25 protein-coding genes are annotated in these 15,092 nt (G+C 70.6%); 16 read left to right on the forward strand and 9 right to left on the reverse strand.

The window, feature by feature from the left end; translation table 11 throughout:
* Positions 1-3: 3 nt before the first annotated feature.
* Together PV419_RS46595 and PV419_RS46600 are read left to right on the forward strand one after the other, a co-directional pair.
* Positions 4-1,155: an integrase gene (locus tag PV419_RS46595; RefSeq protein WP_319699583.1), complete on the forward strand. Its 1,152-nt coding sequence runs from the start codon at positions 4-6 to the stop codon at positions 1,153-1,155.
* Positions 1,152-2,231: a LacI family DNA-binding transcriptional regulator gene (locus tag PV419_RS46600; protein ID WP_319699585.1), complete on the forward strand. Its 1,080-nt coding sequence runs from the start codon at positions 1,152-1,154 to the stop codon at positions 2,229-2,231. Before PV419_RS46595 ends, PV419_RS46600 begins: the two co-directional genes overlap by 4 nt.
* A gap of 64 nt (positions 2,232-2,295) precedes the next feature.
* Here the strand turns inward: PV419_RS46600 and PV419_RS46605 are convergent, their stop codons facing one another.
* The 9 genes from PV419_RS46605 to PV419_RS46645 form a co-directional block, all read right to left on the reverse strand.
* Positions 2,296-2,511: a hypothetical protein gene (locus PV419_RS46605; RefSeq protein WP_319699587.1), complete on the reverse strand. Its 216-nt coding sequence runs from the start codon at positions 2,509-2,511 to the stop codon at positions 2,296-2,298.
* Between the two features lies 1 nt (position 2,512).
* A complete protein-coding gene (locus PV419_RS46610; RefSeq protein ID WP_319699589.1) occupies positions 2,513-2,848 on the reverse strand; it encodes a hypothetical protein in 336 nt (111 codons plus the stop codon).
* Position 2,849: 1 nt separating this feature from the next.
* On the reverse strand, positions 2,850-3,224 hold the full coding sequence (locus PV419_RS46615; RefSeq protein WP_319699591.1) for a hypothetical protein: 375 nt from the start codon (positions 3,222-3,224) through the stop codon (positions 2,850-2,852).
* 198 nt (positions 3,225-3,422) lie between these two features.
* Complete coding sequence (locus PV419_RS46620) at positions 3,423-3,716, reverse strand: hypothetical protein (protein WP_319699592.1); 294 nt, start codon at positions 3,714-3,716, stop codon at positions 3,423-3,425.
* A 9-nt stretch (positions 3,717-3,725) separates the two neighbouring features.
* A complete protein-coding gene (locus PV419_RS46625; RefSeq protein WP_319699594.1) occupies positions 3,726-4,016 on the reverse strand; it encodes a DUF6011 domain-containing protein in 291 nt (96 codons plus the stop codon).
* Positions 3,926-4,351, reverse strand: a complete 426-nt coding sequence (locus PV419_RS46630) for a hypothetical protein (protein WP_319699596.1) — start codon at positions 4,349-4,351, stop codon at positions 3,926-3,928. The genes PV419_RS46625 and PV419_RS46630 overlap by 91 nt, the downstream gene beginning before the upstream one ends.
* Positions 4,348-4,737: a hypothetical protein gene (locus tag PV419_RS46635; protein WP_319699597.1), complete on the reverse strand. Its 390-nt coding sequence runs from the start codon at positions 4,735-4,737 to the stop codon at positions 4,348-4,350. Before PV419_RS46635 ends, PV419_RS46630 begins: the two co-directional genes overlap by 4 nt.
* Positions 4,738-4,769: 32 nt before the next feature.
* Complete coding sequence (locus PV419_RS46640) at positions 4,770-5,069, reverse strand: hypothetical protein (RefSeq protein WP_319699599.1); 300 nt, start codon at positions 5,067-5,069, stop codon at positions 4,770-4,772.
* Positions 5,070-5,127: 58 nt separating this feature from the next.
* Positions 5,128-5,418 carry a WYL domain-containing protein gene (locus PV419_RS46645; RefSeq protein WP_319699600.1) on the reverse strand — a complete coding sequence of 97 codons (291 nt, stop codon included), beginning with the start codon at positions 5,416-5,418 and terminating at the stop codon, positions 5,128-5,130.
* 224 nt (positions 5,419-5,642) lie between these two features.
* Here PV419_RS46645 and PV419_RS46650 point away from each other — a divergent pair, with 224 nt between their 5' ends.
* From PV419_RS46650 to PV419_RS46715, 14 genes are all read left to right on the forward strand, one after another.
* Entirely contained in the window at positions 5,643-6,164 is a 522-nt protein-coding gene (locus PV419_RS46650; RefSeq protein ID WP_319699601.1) for a hypothetical protein, read from the forward strand.
* An 86-nt stretch (positions 6,165-6,250) separates the two neighbouring features.
* Positions 6,251-7,135, forward strand: coding sequence for a hypothetical protein (locus PV419_RS46655; RefSeq protein ID WP_319699602.1), 885 nt, complete (start codon positions 6,251-6,253; stop codon positions 7,133-7,135).
* Complete coding sequence (locus tag PV419_RS46660) at positions 7,135-7,617, forward strand: hypothetical protein (RefSeq protein WP_319699604.1); 483 nt, start codon at positions 7,135-7,137, stop codon at positions 7,615-7,617. The genes PV419_RS46655 and PV419_RS46660 overlap by 1 nt, the downstream gene beginning before the upstream one ends.
* Positions 7,617-8,441 carry a hypothetical protein gene (locus PV419_RS46665; protein WP_319699606.1) on the forward strand — a complete coding sequence of 275 codons (825 nt, stop codon included), beginning with the start codon at positions 7,617-7,619 and terminating at the stop codon, positions 8,439-8,441. Before PV419_RS46660 ends, PV419_RS46665 begins: the two co-directional genes overlap by 1 nt.
* A 76-nt stretch (positions 8,442-8,517) precedes the next feature.
* A complete protein-coding gene (locus PV419_RS46670) occupies positions 8,518-8,802 on the forward strand; it encodes a hypothetical protein (protein WP_319699607.1) in 285 nt (94 codons plus the stop codon).
* Positions 8,795-9,679: a WhiB family transcriptional regulator gene (locus tag PV419_RS46675; protein WP_319699609.1), complete on the forward strand. Its 885-nt coding sequence runs from the start codon at positions 8,795-8,797 to the stop codon at positions 9,677-9,679. The genes PV419_RS46670 and PV419_RS46675 overlap by 8 nt, the downstream gene beginning before the upstream one ends.
* Complete coding sequence (locus PV419_RS46680) at positions 9,676-10,104, forward strand: hypothetical protein (RefSeq protein ID WP_319699611.1); 429 nt, start codon at positions 9,676-9,678, stop codon at positions 10,102-10,104. The genes PV419_RS46675 and PV419_RS46680 overlap by 4 nt, the downstream gene beginning before the upstream one ends.
* Positions 10,101-10,529 (forward strand): hypothetical protein, encoded by a 429-nt coding sequence (locus PV419_RS46685; protein ID WP_319699612.1) that lies wholly within the window; start codon positions 10,101-10,103, stop codon positions 10,527-10,529. The genes PV419_RS46680 and PV419_RS46685 overlap by 4 nt, the downstream gene beginning before the upstream one ends.
* Before the next feature lie 670 nt (positions 10,530-11,199).
* Positions 11,200-11,613 carry a hypothetical protein gene (locus PV419_RS46690; RefSeq protein WP_319699614.1) on the forward strand — a complete coding sequence of 138 codons (414 nt, stop codon included), beginning with the start codon at positions 11,200-11,202 and terminating at the stop codon, positions 11,611-11,613.
* Between the two features lie 270 nt (positions 11,614-11,883).
* A complete protein-coding gene (locus tag PV419_RS46695) occupies positions 11,884-13,176 on the forward strand; it encodes a hypothetical protein (RefSeq protein ID WP_319699616.1) in 1,293 nt (430 codons plus the stop codon).
* A gap of 2 nt (positions 13,177-13,178) precedes the next feature.
* Entirely contained in the window at positions 13,179-13,541 is a 363-nt protein-coding gene (locus PV419_RS46700; protein WP_319699617.1) for a hypothetical protein, read from the forward strand.
* Complete coding sequence (locus PV419_RS46705) at positions 13,538-14,335, forward strand: DUF721 domain-containing protein (protein WP_319699618.1); 798 nt, start codon at positions 13,538-13,540, stop codon at positions 14,333-14,335. The genes PV419_RS46700 and PV419_RS46705 overlap by 4 nt, the downstream gene beginning before the upstream one ends.
* A gap of 13 nt (positions 14,336-14,348) precedes the next feature.
* Positions 14,349-14,840: a hypothetical protein gene (locus PV419_RS46710; RefSeq protein ID WP_319699619.1), complete on the forward strand. Its 492-nt coding sequence runs from the start codon at positions 14,349-14,351 to the stop codon at positions 14,838-14,840.
* 12 nt (positions 14,841-14,852) lie between these two features.
* On the forward strand, positions 14,853-15,014 hold the full coding sequence (locus tag PV419_RS46715) for a hypothetical protein (protein ID WP_319699621.1): 162 nt from the start codon (positions 14,853-14,855) through the stop codon (positions 15,012-15,014).
* Positions 15,015-15,092: the final 78 nt, after the last annotated feature.

Consider the following 15,092-nt stretch of genomic DNA (forward strand, 5'->3'; position numbering starts at 1 on the left):
GCCATGGACGACGACCTGGAGGTGGTCGACGCCGAGCTGGTGGACGACGACCGCCTCCCTGCCCCGGCCCGGCCGGCCGCTGCACCTGCCCGTGCCGCCATCGACCGGCACCTGGTCCTGCGGCCCGGGGAGCTACCCACCGCCGAGCGGCCCCAGTACACCGCGGCGGACTTCTACGTCTCGAAGGAGACCGCCCGCCGGATCGACGAGGAATCGGCCCCGGACAACACCGACCGGAACTACCGCTCCCAGCGCGGCAAGTTCCAGGACTGGTGCGACGAGATGGGCCGTGTCGCCCGGCCGTGCACGACGGCCACGTACATCGAGTACGTGGCCAGCCTGATCGCGCGGGAGTACCGGCCGAACACCATCAACACCCACATGGCCGCGATCCGCTCGTGGCAGCCCGAGGACGCCAAACCCGGCACGAAAGTCGCGCGCGGCATGCTCAACGAGTACCGCAAGTCGTGGGCAAAGCGGAACCGGGTGAAGAAGGCCCCAGCCATCACCGACCCCATGTTCCGCGCCATGGTCGACACCTGCGACCTGCGACACCCCATCGGTATCCGGGACCGGTGCCTGCTCATCCTGTGCCGCGGGAATCTCAACCGGCGCATCGAACTCGCCGACCTGATCATTCAGGATCTCGAAGTAGAGGAGGACGGTGTCGCCTCCTGGATCGCGACCTCCAAGACTGACCAGGCAGCCAAGGGCGAGGAGACGTTCATCCCCGCCCGGCCCGACGACCTCCTCCTCTGCCCAGTCGATGCGACCCGGGCCTGGTTCAACATGCTCCACCGGCTCGGCGTCCGCGACGGTGCCTTCATCCGGGCCCTGACCGTCGCCGGGACGCTCCAGAACCGGTCCACCGCGACCGGCCGCGGTGACCATCTCTCCGGCGACGCCATCAACGACATCGTCCGCGGCCGCGCCCACAAGGCCGGGCTCAAGAACTGGCAGGACGTCACCGCGCATGGGCTGCGCCGGGGCGGCGCGCAGGAGATCGCGGACGCCGGCGGCGACCCGACCAAGCAGGGCCGTTGGAAGGAGGGCTCGGCGGTGGTGAAGCGGGAGTATCTGGACCGGGCGCAGGCGAGGCACGAGAATCCCTGGCTGAAGGTCGCCGAGCGGCGACGTCAGAAGGAGCAGGAGTGAGCGAGCGGAAGCCGCAGTCGGTACGGCAGTTGGATGCGCTCGTCGACCAGCTCGCGGCGGGGGTGTCGGCGAACCGGGCGAAGCAGCTGCGGATGGTCGCGGGGATGTGGGGGCGGGCGGTGGGCCGGGAGGGTATGCCGGTGCGTGCCGGCCGGTCGGTGGGCCAGTTGTTCACCACGCCCGCGCTGAAGGCGTTCTGGGGTCTGGCGGCGGCGGGCGAGCTGCGGCACCGGGCGGAGGATGTGGGGAAGCCGTTGCCGTTGGCGACGCAGCGGATCGTGCGGGACTGCCTGGGGATCCTCGCCGAGGCGGCGGTGCCGGGCCGGGAGGTGTGGCTGCCGGCGCTGGACAACGTGCCGCCGCGGCCGACAGTGACTCCGGCCGAGCAGGCGGTGTTGTACCGGAAGCTCGCCGACATGGCCGCGAGCGGGCCGCTGGCGCGGGACGGCACCGGGTTGTCGTTCGAGGACCGCACCAGGCTGCTGGCAATGGTGGCGATCGTCCTGGACTGCGGGGCCCGGTCGGGGGAGTTGGCGGCGATGCGCCTGGACGACCTCGGGAAGGGGATGGAGACAATCGCGGTGCGGCGGCGGCCACAGAAGGGCCGCGGGCAGCGCAGGGACGAGATCGCCGCGCTGGTGGGCGTGTCGCCGGTGACCGTGTCGGAGGTGCTGGCGGGCCGGCCGCGCCGGATTCCGGCAGCGACCCAGCGGGCGGTGCTCGATGCGGCCGACGCGCTGGGCCCGGCGCCAGGCGTGGAGACCTACCGGCTACGGGAGGGCACGCGGGTGGCGGTGCGCCGCTGGCTGGCCGTACGGGACGGCCTGGTCGCGGATCTGGAGGGGGAGAAGACCGCGTTGTGGGTGTCGCTGCGGGCCCGGGGGATGAGTCGGGGCGGGGTGGAGCGGTCTTGGCCTGAGGGGGTGCCGTTGGGGGCGGAGGGGGTCCGGTTGGCGTACGGGCGGGGGATGGTGGCGTTGAACGTGTTGATGGCGGGCGAGTGGGGGTGGTCGCCGATGCCGGAGAAGCTGGAGCAGCTGCGCAGGTCGGTGCTGGTCGAGCCGATCGAGGCGTAGCCAGAGGAGGATACGACGACGGTCCCCATGCCCGGTTGGCGCGGGGACCGTCGTGTCGAGTCCGCTACTTCGCTGTTCCTGGGCACTCGGCGGCCCAGTGCCACAGCTGGTTGGGGTTCTGGGAGTGCTCGGGGCAGTCGTCGAGTTCGTCGTCGTCGGCCACACCGCCGCACGGCGACTTGGGGCACGTGCAGGTGGTGAAGCTTCCGCCCCAGTGGTTGGTGCCGTGCCGGACCCAATTACTGGCCTTGATGACGGCCTCGACGTCGCGTTTTGGCACGTCAGTCCTTCCGACCGGAGACATCGTTGTGGTTGGAGTGGACCACCCAGCGGGCTGTTTCCCAGCGCAGGAGAAACCAGTCGTCGCGCACTCCTCCGCCGTGGATGGTGCGGCCCGGGTCGATGACATACCAGGGGCCGCCTGGTGAGGCTTGCCGCAGGTCGTGCAGGGGGTCTACTCCCCAGTCCAGGAGGCGGCTGATCGGTTCGGTGTTGTCGTCGAGGGCGATCGGGGCGTTCGACGGCCGGATGTTGTGACGGTGCATGAAGTCGGCGAGGTCCTGCCACAGGGACCATTCGATGGCCTCGCACATGCTCTTCTCTGCTTCGGCGAGCATGTCAGTCCTCCCACTTCCAGGAGCGGGCGTCCTCGTAGTCGTCGGTGGCGGTGCGCCCGTCGTCGTGCTCGTCCTCGAAGATGCGGCGCTCTTCTTCGGCGCGCTGTTCGGGCGTGAGGGCCGACCAGCGCGCCTGGGCGGCGGTGTGCTCGGCGGCTTCCTTGGTCTTCCACGCGTCGACGTCGAAGTTGGGGTTGAGGCTGCATGGTTCGGTGTCGTCGTGGGCGGGGCGGGTGCACGTCTCGGGGAAGCCGTCCCAGGGGTCCAGTTGCTTGCCGCAGGTCTGGGCGTCGAGGAGGAGGGTGGTGTGCTTGCCGCCGGACGCGCGCTGGGCGGCGCGGGCCTTCTTGGAGGCGGTGGGCTGCTTCTTCGGCACGGTGACGCTCCTGGTTCTGGCGGTGCCCACGCCTTCCGCCGAACAGAGGGGTTCCGTGTCGGTGAAGCTGCGCGGGCCCCGGGAGACCTTCGCCTGGCCTGGTCGCTGCGTGGGAGCGGGGCCGTTGGGCTGGCGGCGTTCGCGTCTTGCCGCTGTGGTGCTGGTGGGAAGTGTAGTGGTGCCCGCTGACAACCCGGATCAGGTTCCGGGGAGCGGATCACTCTCAAGCTGGGCGCGCCCTGCCTCGGTGAGGTGCCAGATGTAACCGGTGCGACGGTCGTGAGCGCCTTCGTAGGCCCACCCGAACTCCGCGAGGACGCGGACGGCCATGTCCACCTTGCGGCCAAGACCGCCGCCAGCACCCCTGCTGCGCACCGTAGTCAGCCGGACCGACCAGCCTGCGCGGGCGTGGTGAACGCGGGCCACCTCTCCGCAGGCGATGTGGTTCAGAAGGACACGCTGCGCGGGGGTGGGTCGGCGGGACGCGTTCATGTGGGTCTCCTAGGTGCCGGGGAGCGGGTCTTGTTCGACGTCGTGCTCGCGGGCGGGTGGGGTGCGGTTGTCGGGATCGCATTCGGCCCCGTACCGGCGCCTACGTGACTCGGCGTCGACCAATTCGCGACGGCACCGGCGGCAGTACACGGGTGGGCGCCCCTGCTCGGGGAGGCCGAGGAGAGGCGCCTGCCGGGCGGGCCGGGAGGTCACGAGGTGGGACGCTCCGCTTCGTCCTGCGCGGTGGTGATGCGGGCGGCGCAGAATCGGGCACCGTTGCCGGACTGGAAGTCCAGCCACAGGAACTGGCCCATGGTCCGGTCCTTGTCGATCTGGAAGATGCAGTCGGCCAGCTCGGGGCGGCCCATCTTCTCCAGTACGGGCCGCAGGTACGGGACGGCGTGCCGTACGACTGCGCGGTGGAATTCGTTGGGGTCGTCGGTGGTGATGGTCAGGTCCGGGACGGGGCGGCTGTCGCCGAGGTATCCGAACTCGACGGTGTGGGCGTTGGCCATGCGGGTCTCCTTGGTTCGGGTCTGGTAGGTGGCGAGGTATTCGGGTACGCTGTCCGCGTTGTAAGCGGCGTGTGACCATGCTCGGGCCACCACCCCACCGGGGGCGGTGGCCTTCGTCATGCTCGGGGCCCGAGGTTCTGCTGCTGGGATGCAGCGGCGGCCTGGCGGTAGGCGTTCAGAGCAGCGACGCGTACATCCTTGGGAACGCTGGTGGCGGTGACCTGCGCCCAGGAGTTGCAGTCACATCGGTGGTCGCCGTGCCATTCCGAGCCGTCGCATTCCGACTCCCATTCGACGGTGACGGGGATCGGGTTCATATCGACGAGGTCGCGCCATTCGCCCAAGGCGGATGGCTTCTTCCCGCACGCGGCGTGGAGGAGGACGGCCTGTCCCTCTTCGATGGCGAGCAAGTACTGAGTGTCACCGGGCTGGCAGTGGCATTCATTCGCGTCGGGGCCGGGCTGGTTCGGGGGCGGCTCGTCAGCGAGCTGAAAGAGGTCGGTCACCAGTTTGTTCCTTGTCGGGTCGGGGTGGGTGGTCATGCCTGGGTGCAGGCCAGAGACCGACAGGCGACGCCCTCCCGGTAGAAGAGGTAGCTGCCGCATCCGGCGCAGTGCGGGACCTCGGTCAGCGGGCCGTATGTGGCCTCGACGCTGGATCGGGTGGCGTGGCGCATGTCGCCGTCGAGGAGCATCAGCACCTGCTCGCCGCCGTGGTGGTACGGGGTGGCGGCCCAGTGGGCGGCGTGCCTGTCCGCGTACCAGGGCCACGCGTTGTAGCCCTGGTCGGCGCCGATGGTGCAGGCCAGCTCGTAGGGGACGTCGACGAGTTCGGTCATGCGGGGCTCCTCGGGTTGCGGTCCATCGTGGCGCGGTTCGGCGGGGGCGTTGCCCCGGTCAGGCGGTCTCCGTGTAGGCGGTGATGCGGTCGAGGCGGAAGGAGCGGGTCGCGTCGCGGAGGAGGTCGTGGGCGCGGACGTACCAGTCGCCTGTCTTGGAGCGGCGGACCTCTTCGGGCTCGATGATGCGGACGCTGGCCTCGCCGCCGTCCTTGACGTAGGCGATCTGTACGCGGTGGGCGGTGGCCAGGGTGTGGCGGAGTAGGGGGAGGTGGCCGAGGGCGGCGTGGGCGAGTCCGCTGCTGGTGGCGAGTGCGGCGTGGATGGCGCGGTGTGCGGTGTGCCTCATCGGTGGCCCCCTTGTTGTGGCGTTGACACCACCGTAGCACGTTTCTCGTTGCGTACGTAGCGACTTTGTGTGTAGAGTTGGAACCGCCAACACACCACCGGGCCGAAACCAGGCCCCTGGATACGTACGCAACGAAGAAAAGGAGGACACTGGGCGTGCCCATCATCAACGACAGGCGCCCGCCCGGCCGCCGGGAAGGACGCCGGCCGCCGAGAGGACACGCCATGCCCCCCACCCAGCGGACACGGATCGCCGCTGCCCTGCCCGTCGCCCGCCAGGCCGCCGCCTTCCTGCGCGAGCAGGGCGAGCCCGGCATGGCCGAGGCGGTCGAGACCACCATCGAGTGGGCCACGCGCGCCGAGAAGTCCGTCGCCCTGCAAGCCAGCATCGACGCCGGGCTTGACCCCAACTACAGCCTTCACGTCGACAAGCAGTTCCGGACCCACGTCCGGGCCGCGGCCGAGGAGAAGGGCAAGGACTTGGCGTCGGTGGTCGTGAAGGGCCTGGAGGCGTTCCGGGACGGCAAGTGGACGCCGCCGGCGCCGGTCCGTGCCCCCCACGGGTCCGCGCCCGACAAGGTCAGCCTGAACGTGCGGATCCCGAAGGACCTGTTCGACCAGGTTGACGCGATGGCGAAGGACCCGGAGCAGGCCACGGAGCGCGGCTACGCGTTGAACGCCCGGCAGGTTGCGATCGCCGCGCTGGCGAAGGCGTTCCCGGTGAAGAAGGCCACGGCCGTGAAGTAGCCGGCCCTCGCGGGCGGGGTCTGGACGCCGACAACCGGGCCCCGTACCGCTGCACCACATCACAACCCCATACCTGGAGACCTCACATGGCGAACGCCACCGAGGCCCCCGCCAGCATCACGGCGGAGGGCCCCACCTCGCACACCCAAAACCAGGCCAACGGACTCCGGAAGCTCCGCGAGCCGTTCCCCAGGGCTCAGATCAACCCCCTCCCGAAAATCACCTGCGGCAAGTGCTCCAAGTCCCCCATGAAGGAGTGCGACAACCACCGCAAAGGGAAGTGCCGCGAGTGCGATAACTGGATCACCAGCGCACACATGCACCTGGACTACGTCGGACACGCTGAGCTGACCAACCGGCTGCTGGACGCGGACCCGCTGTGGGACTGGGAGCCGCTGGCCTTGGACGACGCCGGGCTGCCGAAGTTCGACGGGTTCGGTGGTCTGTGGATCCGCCTCACGGTGTGCGGCCACAGCCGTCTCGGCTATGGCGACTCGCAGGGCAAGTCTGGGCCGAACGCGGTGAAGGAAGCGATCGGCGACGCGTTGCGGAACGCGGCGATGCGGTTCGGTGCGGCGCTGGATCTGTGGGCGAAGTCGGATCTGCGGGAGGCGCAGGCCGAGCACCCGAAGACCGCCGAGGAGGACAGCGCGGCCGGCCGCCCTATGCAGCCGGAGCCGCAGCACGCGCGGCCGACCGAGCGGCAGACCGCCAGCACGCGTCAGCAGGCCACGGAGCCCACAGCGGAGAAGGGAACCTCCGAAGAGCCGCTGGAGGCCCTGATGGGCAAGGTCCGTAACGGCTGGAACAACGTGCGCTCGATGCGGCAGAACCTGCTGGAGGGCGAGAAGTTCAAGCTGCTTGGCGTGATGGTGCCGTCGAAGGATGGGTCGGTGGAGTTCGGCGCCTTGATGAGGAACCGGATCGCCGAGCTGGAGGCCACGCCGAGCGGCGAGAGGGGCGCCGCCTGATGAAGGTCCGTGACGATGTTGCCGCGCTCATCCGCCAGGGCCTGTCCAACCGGGCCATTGCCCAGCGGCTCCACGTCGATGCGACCAGGACCGTTGCGCCAGCCCGCGCGCTGCTCGGTCTGCCGAAGGTGCCTCGCCTCGGCCCCAAGGCGGCCGAGAGTCTTGAGGCTGCTTTCCGGTCCCGGACCGAGCCCGCCGATGGCGGGCATCTGCTGTGGACTGGGAGCAGCGCCAACGGCGTGCCGTACCGCCTCTCGTACCTCGGTCAGGGGTACAGCCCTCGCGCGGTCGCTTTTCAGATTCGCACGGGTCGCGAGCCCGAGGGTTACGTCAGGCCGGAGTGCGGCTACGACTGGTGCGTCGAGCCGACCCACGTGGACGACGCTCCCGGCCGGGAGCGGACCCACTCCACGCTCACCGCGATCTTCGGCGAGGGCTGGGGCGTCGAGGCCGCAAACAATGCTGAGAGGAGGGCCGCCTGATGGCCGCCTCGGAGCGCCTTCACGGCTACGCCCGGTATCGGCTCGACGGATGCCGCTGCTACACCTGCGGCTGGGCCGTCGCCCAGTACAACGACGCCCGCGAGCACGCTATCCGGCGCGGCCAATGGCAGCCGTTCGTGGACGCCGAACCCGTCCGCCAGCACATCCGCAACCTCCAGTCCTGCGACATGGGCCTGCGCGCCATCGCGACGGCCGCGAACGTTGACCGCAAGCGCCTGCAGGCTGTGCTGAACGGACGGCCGGAGCGCGGCACGCCGCCTCAGGCGCAGGTCCGCCCGGCGTTCGCGGCCGCGGTTCTCGCCGTCGAGCCCACCCTGGACAACCTCGGCGGGAAGACCGTCATCAACGCCGCTGGCGCCAGCCGCCGTCTCCAGGCCCTCGTCGCCGCAGGCTGGCCACAGCACCACCTCGCCGCCCGGCTCGGCATGACCGACGGGAACTTCGGCGCCACCCTTCACCGGGATCACGTCATCGTCCAGACAGGACGAGCGGTGCGCAGCCTGTACGACGAGCTGTGGCGCGCCGACCCCCGCGAGCATGGTGTGGACAACCAGGCGTACAGCCGGGCCCGTAACCATGCTGCCAGTCGTCAGTGGGCCCCGGTCGGCGCGTGGGACGACGACACCATCGATGACCCGGCCGCCTTCCCGGACTGGACAGGAAAGTGCGGAACCTCGGAGGGCTACGACGCTCACCACAACATGCGAGTTCTGCCTTCCTGCCAACCCTGCCGTGATGCGCGCGCGCAGCGACGCCGGGAGCAGCGCGAGGCCAAGAAGGCCGGCATGGCGGTGGCCGCGTGATGGCCGACCTGCACAACTCCCCGTCCCCGACCCACCGGGGCGGCTGACACCCAACAACCGAATGGAGGTGGGCGCCGTGGTGTACGGCATTGCGGCGGTGCTCACCACCGCCCTCGCCCTGGCCGCAGTCGGCTGGTGGCACACGCGGCGCGCTCTGATCGAGGAGCGCGCCGCTCGGCGTATCAACGAGGCCGCGCTCACCCGCGGGCACCGCGCCAGCACGGCGGCGGCGCGCCGGGCCATGGACGGCCGGCTGGCGGCCGAGGCGGTCCTGCGGGCCGCGGACCTGGTCCTGGATGACGCCCTCGCACAGCACTACCTGCACAACCCGCACCATACGGAGGGGGACGGCGATGGATAGCCTCAAGGCCCGCGCCCTACTGACCGAGCACCGGCACTACAGATACCGCGGCTGCGCACCCGTACCCGCCTCGGTGGCCGACTTCCCCGGGCAGGCCCTCGGGGACCCGCAACTGCACATCGACGCATGGGGAACCGTGGACCGCCCGGACGACGATCCGGAGCCGCAGAAGAAGCGGATCGCCCGGGAGCGTACGGCGATCGCCGTGTGCGAGGCGTGCCCTGTGCTGGCCGCATGCCGGGTGTACGCGAACAGCGAGACTCCGGACGGGCACTTGGCGGAGCCGGACGGTATCTGGGGCGGGCAGCGGTCCCTCGACCGGCACCGCGCGCTCATCAAGCGCCGCCAGGCCGACACCACGCGGCCGCCGGCCGCCGTGCTCGCCGAGGCCCGCACCGACCAGAAGCAGGCCCTCCTGGCGGCACTCGCCCGGGAGACGGACGAGGAACTGGTCGCGTACCGGGCCGGGATGGACGTACGAACGGCGAACTGGCACCGCTCCCTGCTGTGCGGGCTCCTCGGCCTGGACAAGGACACGGCCTCCCGCGAGGAGCTGCTCGGCGCGGCTCGCCGCTTCGGGGTTCTGCCGGAGCGGGTGCGGATCCGCCCCGACGGGCGCTGGCCGATCGCCGCAGCCCCGAACGGCGACGGCTCCAGACAACGCCGCATCGCCCCGGGCATGCCGCAGCAGATCGTCATCTCCGGGTTCCAGCACATGCCGCGCGGCCGCCGCCCCAGCCCGATACCGGCCGAGGCCCTGGCCGCTGCCCGCCGATCCCCGTGCGGCCCCCGGCTGCGGCTCGTGGTGGCCCGCCCGGAACAACTCCCCCTCCCCCTCCCTGTCGCCGCTTCGATCGTCCTGGAGTCCGCAGCATGACCACCCAGCCTCACATCCAGCCCGCGGCCGGCCCGACCCCCGACCCGGCCGCCGTCGCCCGCGCCCTGGACGAGCGGATCGTCCGCTCCACCGAGGTGCTGGCCGCACACATCACCGCCGCGACCCTGGATGCGGTCGGCCGACCGTCCAAGCTCCCGGAAGCCCTGTGGCCCGACGCGGATCAAGACCTGGTGCGCCAGATATGGGACCTGGCGCTCGCCGTCGGGTACCTGGGCGGGAAACGGGCGGTTGAGGGCAGCCGGTGGGAGCACGAGCGGCTGGCTGCTGCTCGCGACCAGCTCGCCGACGCCGGGTACGCGGCGATGGCCGAGCGGATCGCCCGCGTCCTCCCACCCCCGGGCGCGGAGGAGCATCCGGCGGACGGCGAGGCGCGGCTGGCGTCGGTTCGGGGAGACCGCTCATGACCGCTCCTGGCAGCAGTGCCGCCGCGCGGGGCCGCGGGCGCCCCGTCGCCTTCGACACGGCCGCCCGGGCCGCGTTCCTCGACGCGGTCACCGCCGGCGCCAAGCTCACCGAAGCCGCGGAGAAGGCCGGGGTGTCCCGGAACGTCGCCGCCCAACACGCCAAGGCCGACCCCGCGTTCCGGGCCGCCCTGGACGAGGCGAAGGCCCACAACCGCGCCGTACGAGCCCAGTCCATGCCCCACGCGGAGTCCCGCTACAACCACGCCAAATGCCGCTGCCCTGTGTGCTGCGCGAAGGCCACGGCCGCACGCACCGCCCGCCGCAACGCCGCCGAGGAGGAGCCTCCCGTGACCGCCGAACCGATCCCCCTCACCGGCCGACCGCCGGAGTCGTCTACTTCGTTTTCGCTGGCCAGAGCTTCGTAGTTGCCCAGGGAAGGCGATCGCGATCAAGGGTTATTTGTTGTGCGTTTCTGTAGGACACGGCACGGCCCGTGGACACATGTGCGATGACCTGGATATCTGCTGATGAATCTGACGATCCGACACGACCCGGGAGCAGGTGGAGCAATGTCAGCGTCAACAGGTAGGCTGGGCGCTACGCCAGACGACTACTCAGGTAGGGTCTGGCCCCACAACTCCAAAAGGATCGGCCCCGCGGTATCCCAGGTGCGGCAAACACCTGGCGCGAGGCCGGTTCGACACCACACCGCTCGAACGAATGAAGGTGCCGACATGGCCCAGAGTACCCGGGGTGCTCCCCCGTATGACAGTTGGACCCGCAGCTCCGCCGCGAAGATCACACCGGCGTTGAGCGCGAGCCCTGTCACTTCGACCCCCACCACCGCGTGACCGCCGCTGGCGAGGACCGTCTCGCCACGCCTGCGTCTCGGCTTACCAAGGTGGAACCCAGCCTGCAGTGGCACGAGGCTTTGAGGGTCAGCGGTCGTATGCGCCGGTACGCCCGGAAGTGGCCGTGGGCCTGGTGGTGCACCGAGTGCGATGACGAGTACGGCGCCAGGCGCACTGAGGCGGAGGCCCAAGCCGCCGCCGATGAACACGAGCGAGCCGCCCATGGCTGGACGGAGGGCGAGCGATGAGCGCGGCCCCCGAGAAGGTCGAGTGTCTGTACGCCATCGACGCTGGAGACGTCCTGCGTGTCATCCGTTTTCCCGTCGTCAAGAAGACGGCGAAGCGGATCTACTACGACGTCACCGGATGGGTGAGTCGGGCCTCCATCCGATTCGTGGACCGGCAGACGATCGAACGCGACGGTGAGATCCGCCGTCGGTCGGGGGGCTGGTGGGAGAAGGACGGGCACCTGTACCTGAACGAGCCCGCCCTGCCGGACTACGACCAGAAGCCGAACCTCGCCGAGTTGAAGGCTGCCATGGCCACCGCCCACCCGGACCGGGGCGGTAGCAACGAGGCGTTCATCGTCGCCCGCGAGCGATACGAGAAGGCTCGCGCGGCACAGACCCCACCCGCTGAGGGGGATCAGGTGACTTAGCGCTCTGACGGCGGGAGGTCTGCGCCCCTTTGGCGAGGGGCCTTCCTCTACCGCCTGGCCGCTGGTGTTGGCGCACCGTGCGCGGCCTTCATTCCACGGCTCGGGTTTGGCGACCCGAGCTAAGGCCCTTCCGGGGTTGGCGTCCCGGTTGGGCGATTGGGTTCCCACCCACCTTCACCACCGACAGCGGGGCCGTTTTCGTACCCGCTCAGTGAAAGCAGGTCCATAGTGCAGCACGCGCACCCTTCCTGTCAGCTTGGCGACGCCCCTATGGGCGATTCGCGAACAAAGTTCACCCCTGAGGTCGGCGTTCCGCGCCCCGGTGACACGCCCACCCACACACCTGAAATCGAACGCCTGAGCGACTACAGTGCGGAGCAGGCCGGCCTGGTCCGCGGTGCCGCCCAAGAACTCGAGCACACCGCATCCCGCCGGACCGGCCCCCGCCGGTGGCTTCGCGCGGTGGTGTGGCTGATCGCAGCCGGCCTGCACCCCCGCGCGAACGCCACCACCCTCCTCCTCGCCGAGGACCTGGCCATGCGCATGAACTACGACACCGGACACGCCATCTACGACCTCGACGGCACCGCCGCACGGCTCGGCATCCACCGCGCCACGGTGAAGCGGCACGCGAAGTACCTGCGCGAGCTCGGCGCCCTGGTGTGGGCCTCTCACGGCACCCAGCACAACTCCCGCCGCGCCCGCGGCCTCACCGGGTACGCCGGGACCGCCACCATGTACGCCGCGACGATCCCGCCGAGCTTTGACCACGCCATGGGGCACCGCCTCATCGGCAGCGGCTACACGGCCCGCATCGTCGTCGACCAGCGCCGCCAGCAGACCGTCTCGAGCACCCTGAAGCCTGTGGATAACTCGACCCCCTCCGAGGGCCGTGCGCCCCTTTCCCTGACCGTGGTTAAGGAAGAGGGTCAGGTTCAGGTAGAGGGTGGTTTTACTACTACCGAGCAAGCTCGGGCAGCCAACAGCATCCAGCCCCCCCGCACCAAGAAGCCGACGATCCTCGGCCGGACCGTCACCGCAGCAGCAGCCCAGCAGGCCGACCGCATCGCCCGCTGGATCCGGCCCCTCGTGAACTGGCTCCAGACAGCCAGCCACCGACAGCTCTCCTGGTCGCTGGTCGACCCCGTCCTGGACGGCCGAGACGAGCAAGACATCCTCGCCTGGCTGTCCGCCATGGGCCGCACCACCCGCGACGGGCACACCTGGCGACCCGCCAAACCCCACCGCGTCATCGCCGCCGCCCTGCGCGCCGAGCAGCAGCAGCCGGGCCCCCGGGCCATGAGCCCGGCCGAGTGGGACGCCTACCACCAGCAGCGCGCCGCCGAACAGCGGGCCCTCGAGGAGCAGCGCGCCGCCGAGATGGCCGCGCGCACCGACCAGGAGCGCCGTGAGGCCCACGCGGCAGCCCAGTTCGACCTCGGCATCGTCGCCGACCACATCACCGAGTACGGCGAGGACGACGCCGTCGACCTCTACGGCGCCTGGCTCACCGCCCGCGCCGACCGCCTCCGCACCTCCGCCCACTACCGCATGGGAGCCTGACCATGACCGCCGCCGAGCGCGCTCTCACAGAAGTCCGCCGCCTCTGCCAACTCACCATTGACGCGTCCTGCCGCGTGCAAGCCATCGACCAGGCCCGCGACACCCTCGCCGTCATTGACGCTGCCCTCAAGCGCGACAGCACCCAGCGCAGCGCCTACCCGACCGCTCTGGAAGCTCGCTACTCCCTTCGCGATCGGGCCCTGGCCGATGCCAAGGAGCGCGCCATCCGTGAAACTGTCCGCGCCTACTCCAGCCCTGTCTGCGGCGATGGGCGGCACGCCCCTGACGGCTGCCAGGACGACGGCTCCACCTGCCTATGTGCCTGCCACGACGCTGACGACGAGACGGCCGGAGGCGAGCAGTGACCGAGCCCCAGACGCCCGGAGGCGCGGACCTTGCCCGGCAGATGCTCCGCCGCGCCCAAGCCGACGCCCGCACCCGACCCACTGGACCCGCCAAGCGCAAGCCTGTACGGCGCCGAGCCGAACGCGGCAACGGCCGCGACCCGCTGCGATTCGACGGCATCCTCGAGCACCTGGCCGACACCTACGGCTGGCGCCGCCCCTCCGCCGCCGGACTCATCACCGCCCGCTGGCCCCAGCTCATGCCCCACCTCGCCGAGCACGCCGCACCCGAGCGGTACGACACCGACACCCGCACCCTGTATCTCCGGCCCGCCACCACAGCCGCCGCCACGAAACTCCGCTGGGAAGCCGCCGGCATCACCACAGCCCTCAACGAAGCGGTCGGCGACGGCACGGTGCACGCGGTGAAGGTGCTGCCGCCCGGCCCCATCACCCCCGCCGGGAACGCCGCGGCCGCCGACCCGGGCCCGGCCGAGCGCCCCGAGGAGCCCGCGCCCGTCCGCACCCGCGACGACGCCGCCCCCGGCTTCCACCAGACCCTCGCCGCCATCAACCGCACCCCGCCCGCCGGACAGAAACCCCGCCTCCAACGCGAGTGGGGCACCGGGGAGTACGCGCACCTCCGCGAGCCAGCCGAACGCTTCACCGACGCTCAGGTGGCCCTCGAGACCGCCGAGGCACAGAGCGGGGGCAACGACCCCGACGCCGTACGGCAGGCTGCAATCCGGATCGCCCGCGCCCAGAAAGCCGGGCAGACTCCCGCCATCCCCACCGCCTTCCAACGCACCGCCTGAACGGAGACCATCCATGGCCAAGTACCCCATCGAAGGCCGCCGCAAGGCCCTCTGCGACTGGCTGACCGCCAACGGCATCAACCCGAACGACGTGCCCATAGACAGCGACCTCACCATCACCGACCAGGAGGACGGCACCCGCTTCATCAGCTACGAAGCGTTCGTCCTCGACGCCGACGGCCGTAAAACCCTCGACGAGCGCGGCCAGAACGTTGCCATCGAGGAGCGAACCACCCGCCTCCTCGCCGAGCCGCCCGCCTGGTGGCAGCCGTACGAGAAGCCCACCCGCGAACAGCTCGCCGCCGAGCTGGAGCAGGCCCGGGCCGCCATCTTCGAGCAGGACGAAACCATCGACCGCCTGACCGACCGCGCCCTGCACGCCCGCCGATTTGCCGACACCCTTCCCGCCGAGCAGCGAGAGAGCCTGCTGGCGATCCTCACAGGCCGGGCACCTCTGGACACGGCAGCCGGGGAGCAGCCAGGCGCCACCGACCCCACCGTCTGAATGGAGACACCCATGCAGCAGACACGCCCCATCGCCACCGGTCGCCCGGCGCCGGCCGCGCCCATACCCCTCTGGGAACGCCAGCACCTGTTCGTCGAGCCGGTGTATGCCGACGACCAACCCGCGGCGGCCACCGACTGCGAGGACGACGACCTCGAGCGCCCGGCCGCCTGAAACTTCATTACGCCGTAATGACGCGCCCCCAGCACCACGGTCCCGAGCCTGGCGCTTCCTTCATTACGGCGTAATGAA

The organism is Streptomyces sp. ME19-01-6, assembly GCF_033793745.1.
Classification (GTDB): Bacteria; Actinomycetota; Actinomycetes; order Streptomycetales; family Streptomycetaceae; genus Streptomyces.

Coding starts and splice junctions, on each gene's coding strand:
- PV419_RS46595 (WP_319699583.1), top strand. CDS start 4: ATGGACGACGACCTGGAGGTGGTCGACGCCGAGCTGGTGGACGACGAC.
- PV419_RS46610 (WP_319699589.1), bottom strand. CDS start 2,848: ATGCTCGCCGAAGCAGAGAAGAGCATGTGCGAGGCCATCGAATGGTCC.
- PV419_RS46620 (WP_319699592.1), bottom strand. CDS start 3,716: ATGAACGCGTCCCGCCGACCCACCCCCGCGCAGCGTGTCCTTCTGAAC.
- PV419_RS46630 (WP_319699596.1), bottom strand. CDS start 4,351: ATGACGAAGGCCACCGCCCCCGGTGGGGTGGTGGCCCGAGCATGGTCA.
- PV419_RS46640 (WP_319699599.1), bottom strand. CDS start 5,069: ATGACCGAACTCGTCGACGTCCCCTACGAGCTGGCCTGCACCATCGGC.
- PV419_RS46645 (WP_319699600.1), bottom strand. CDS start 5,418: ATGAGGCACACCGCACACCGCGCCATCCACGCCGCACTCGCCACCAGC.
- PV419_RS46650 (WP_319699601.1), top strand. CDS start 5,643: ATGCCCCCCACCCAGCGGACACGGATCGCCGCTGCCCTGCCCGTCGCC.
- PV419_RS46655 (WP_319699602.1), top strand. CDS start 6,251: ATGGCGAACGCCACCGAGGCCCCCGCCAGCATCACGGCGGAGGGCCCC.
- PV419_RS46660 (WP_319699604.1), top strand. CDS start 7,135: ATGAAGGTCCGTGACGATGTTGCCGCGCTCATCCGCCAGGGCCTGTCC.
- PV419_RS46665 (WP_319699606.1), top strand. CDS start 7,617: ATGGCCGCCTCGGAGCGCCTTCACGGCTACGCCCGGTATCGGCTCGAC.
- PV419_RS46675 (WP_319699609.1), top strand. CDS start 8,795: ATGGATAGCCTCAAGGCCCGCGCCCTACTGACCGAGCACCGGCACTAC.
- PV419_RS46680 (WP_319699611.1), top strand. CDS start 9,676: ATGACCACCCAGCCTCACATCCAGCCCGCGGCCGGCCCGACCCCCGAC.
- PV419_RS46685 (WP_319699612.1), top strand. CDS start 10,101: ATGACCGCTCCTGGCAGCAGTGCCGCCGCGCGGGGCCGCGGGCGCCCC.
- PV419_RS46690 (WP_319699614.1), top strand. CDS start 11,200: ATGAGCGCGGCCCCCGAGAAGGTCGAGTGTCTGTACGCCATCGACGCT.
- PV419_RS46695 (WP_319699616.1), top strand. CDS start 11,884: ATGGGCGATTCGCGAACAAAGTTCACCCCTGAGGTCGGCGTTCCGCGC.
- PV419_RS46700 (WP_319699617.1), top strand. CDS start 13,179: ATGACCGCCGCCGAGCGCGCTCTCACAGAAGTCCGCCGCCTCTGCCAA.
- PV419_RS46710 (WP_319699619.1), top strand. CDS start 14,349: ATGGCCAAGTACCCCATCGAAGGCCGCCGCAAGGCCCTCTGCGACTGG.
- PV419_RS46715 (WP_319699621.1), top strand. CDS start 14,853: ATGCAGCAGACACGCCCCATCGCCACCGGTCGCCCGGCGCCGGCCGCG.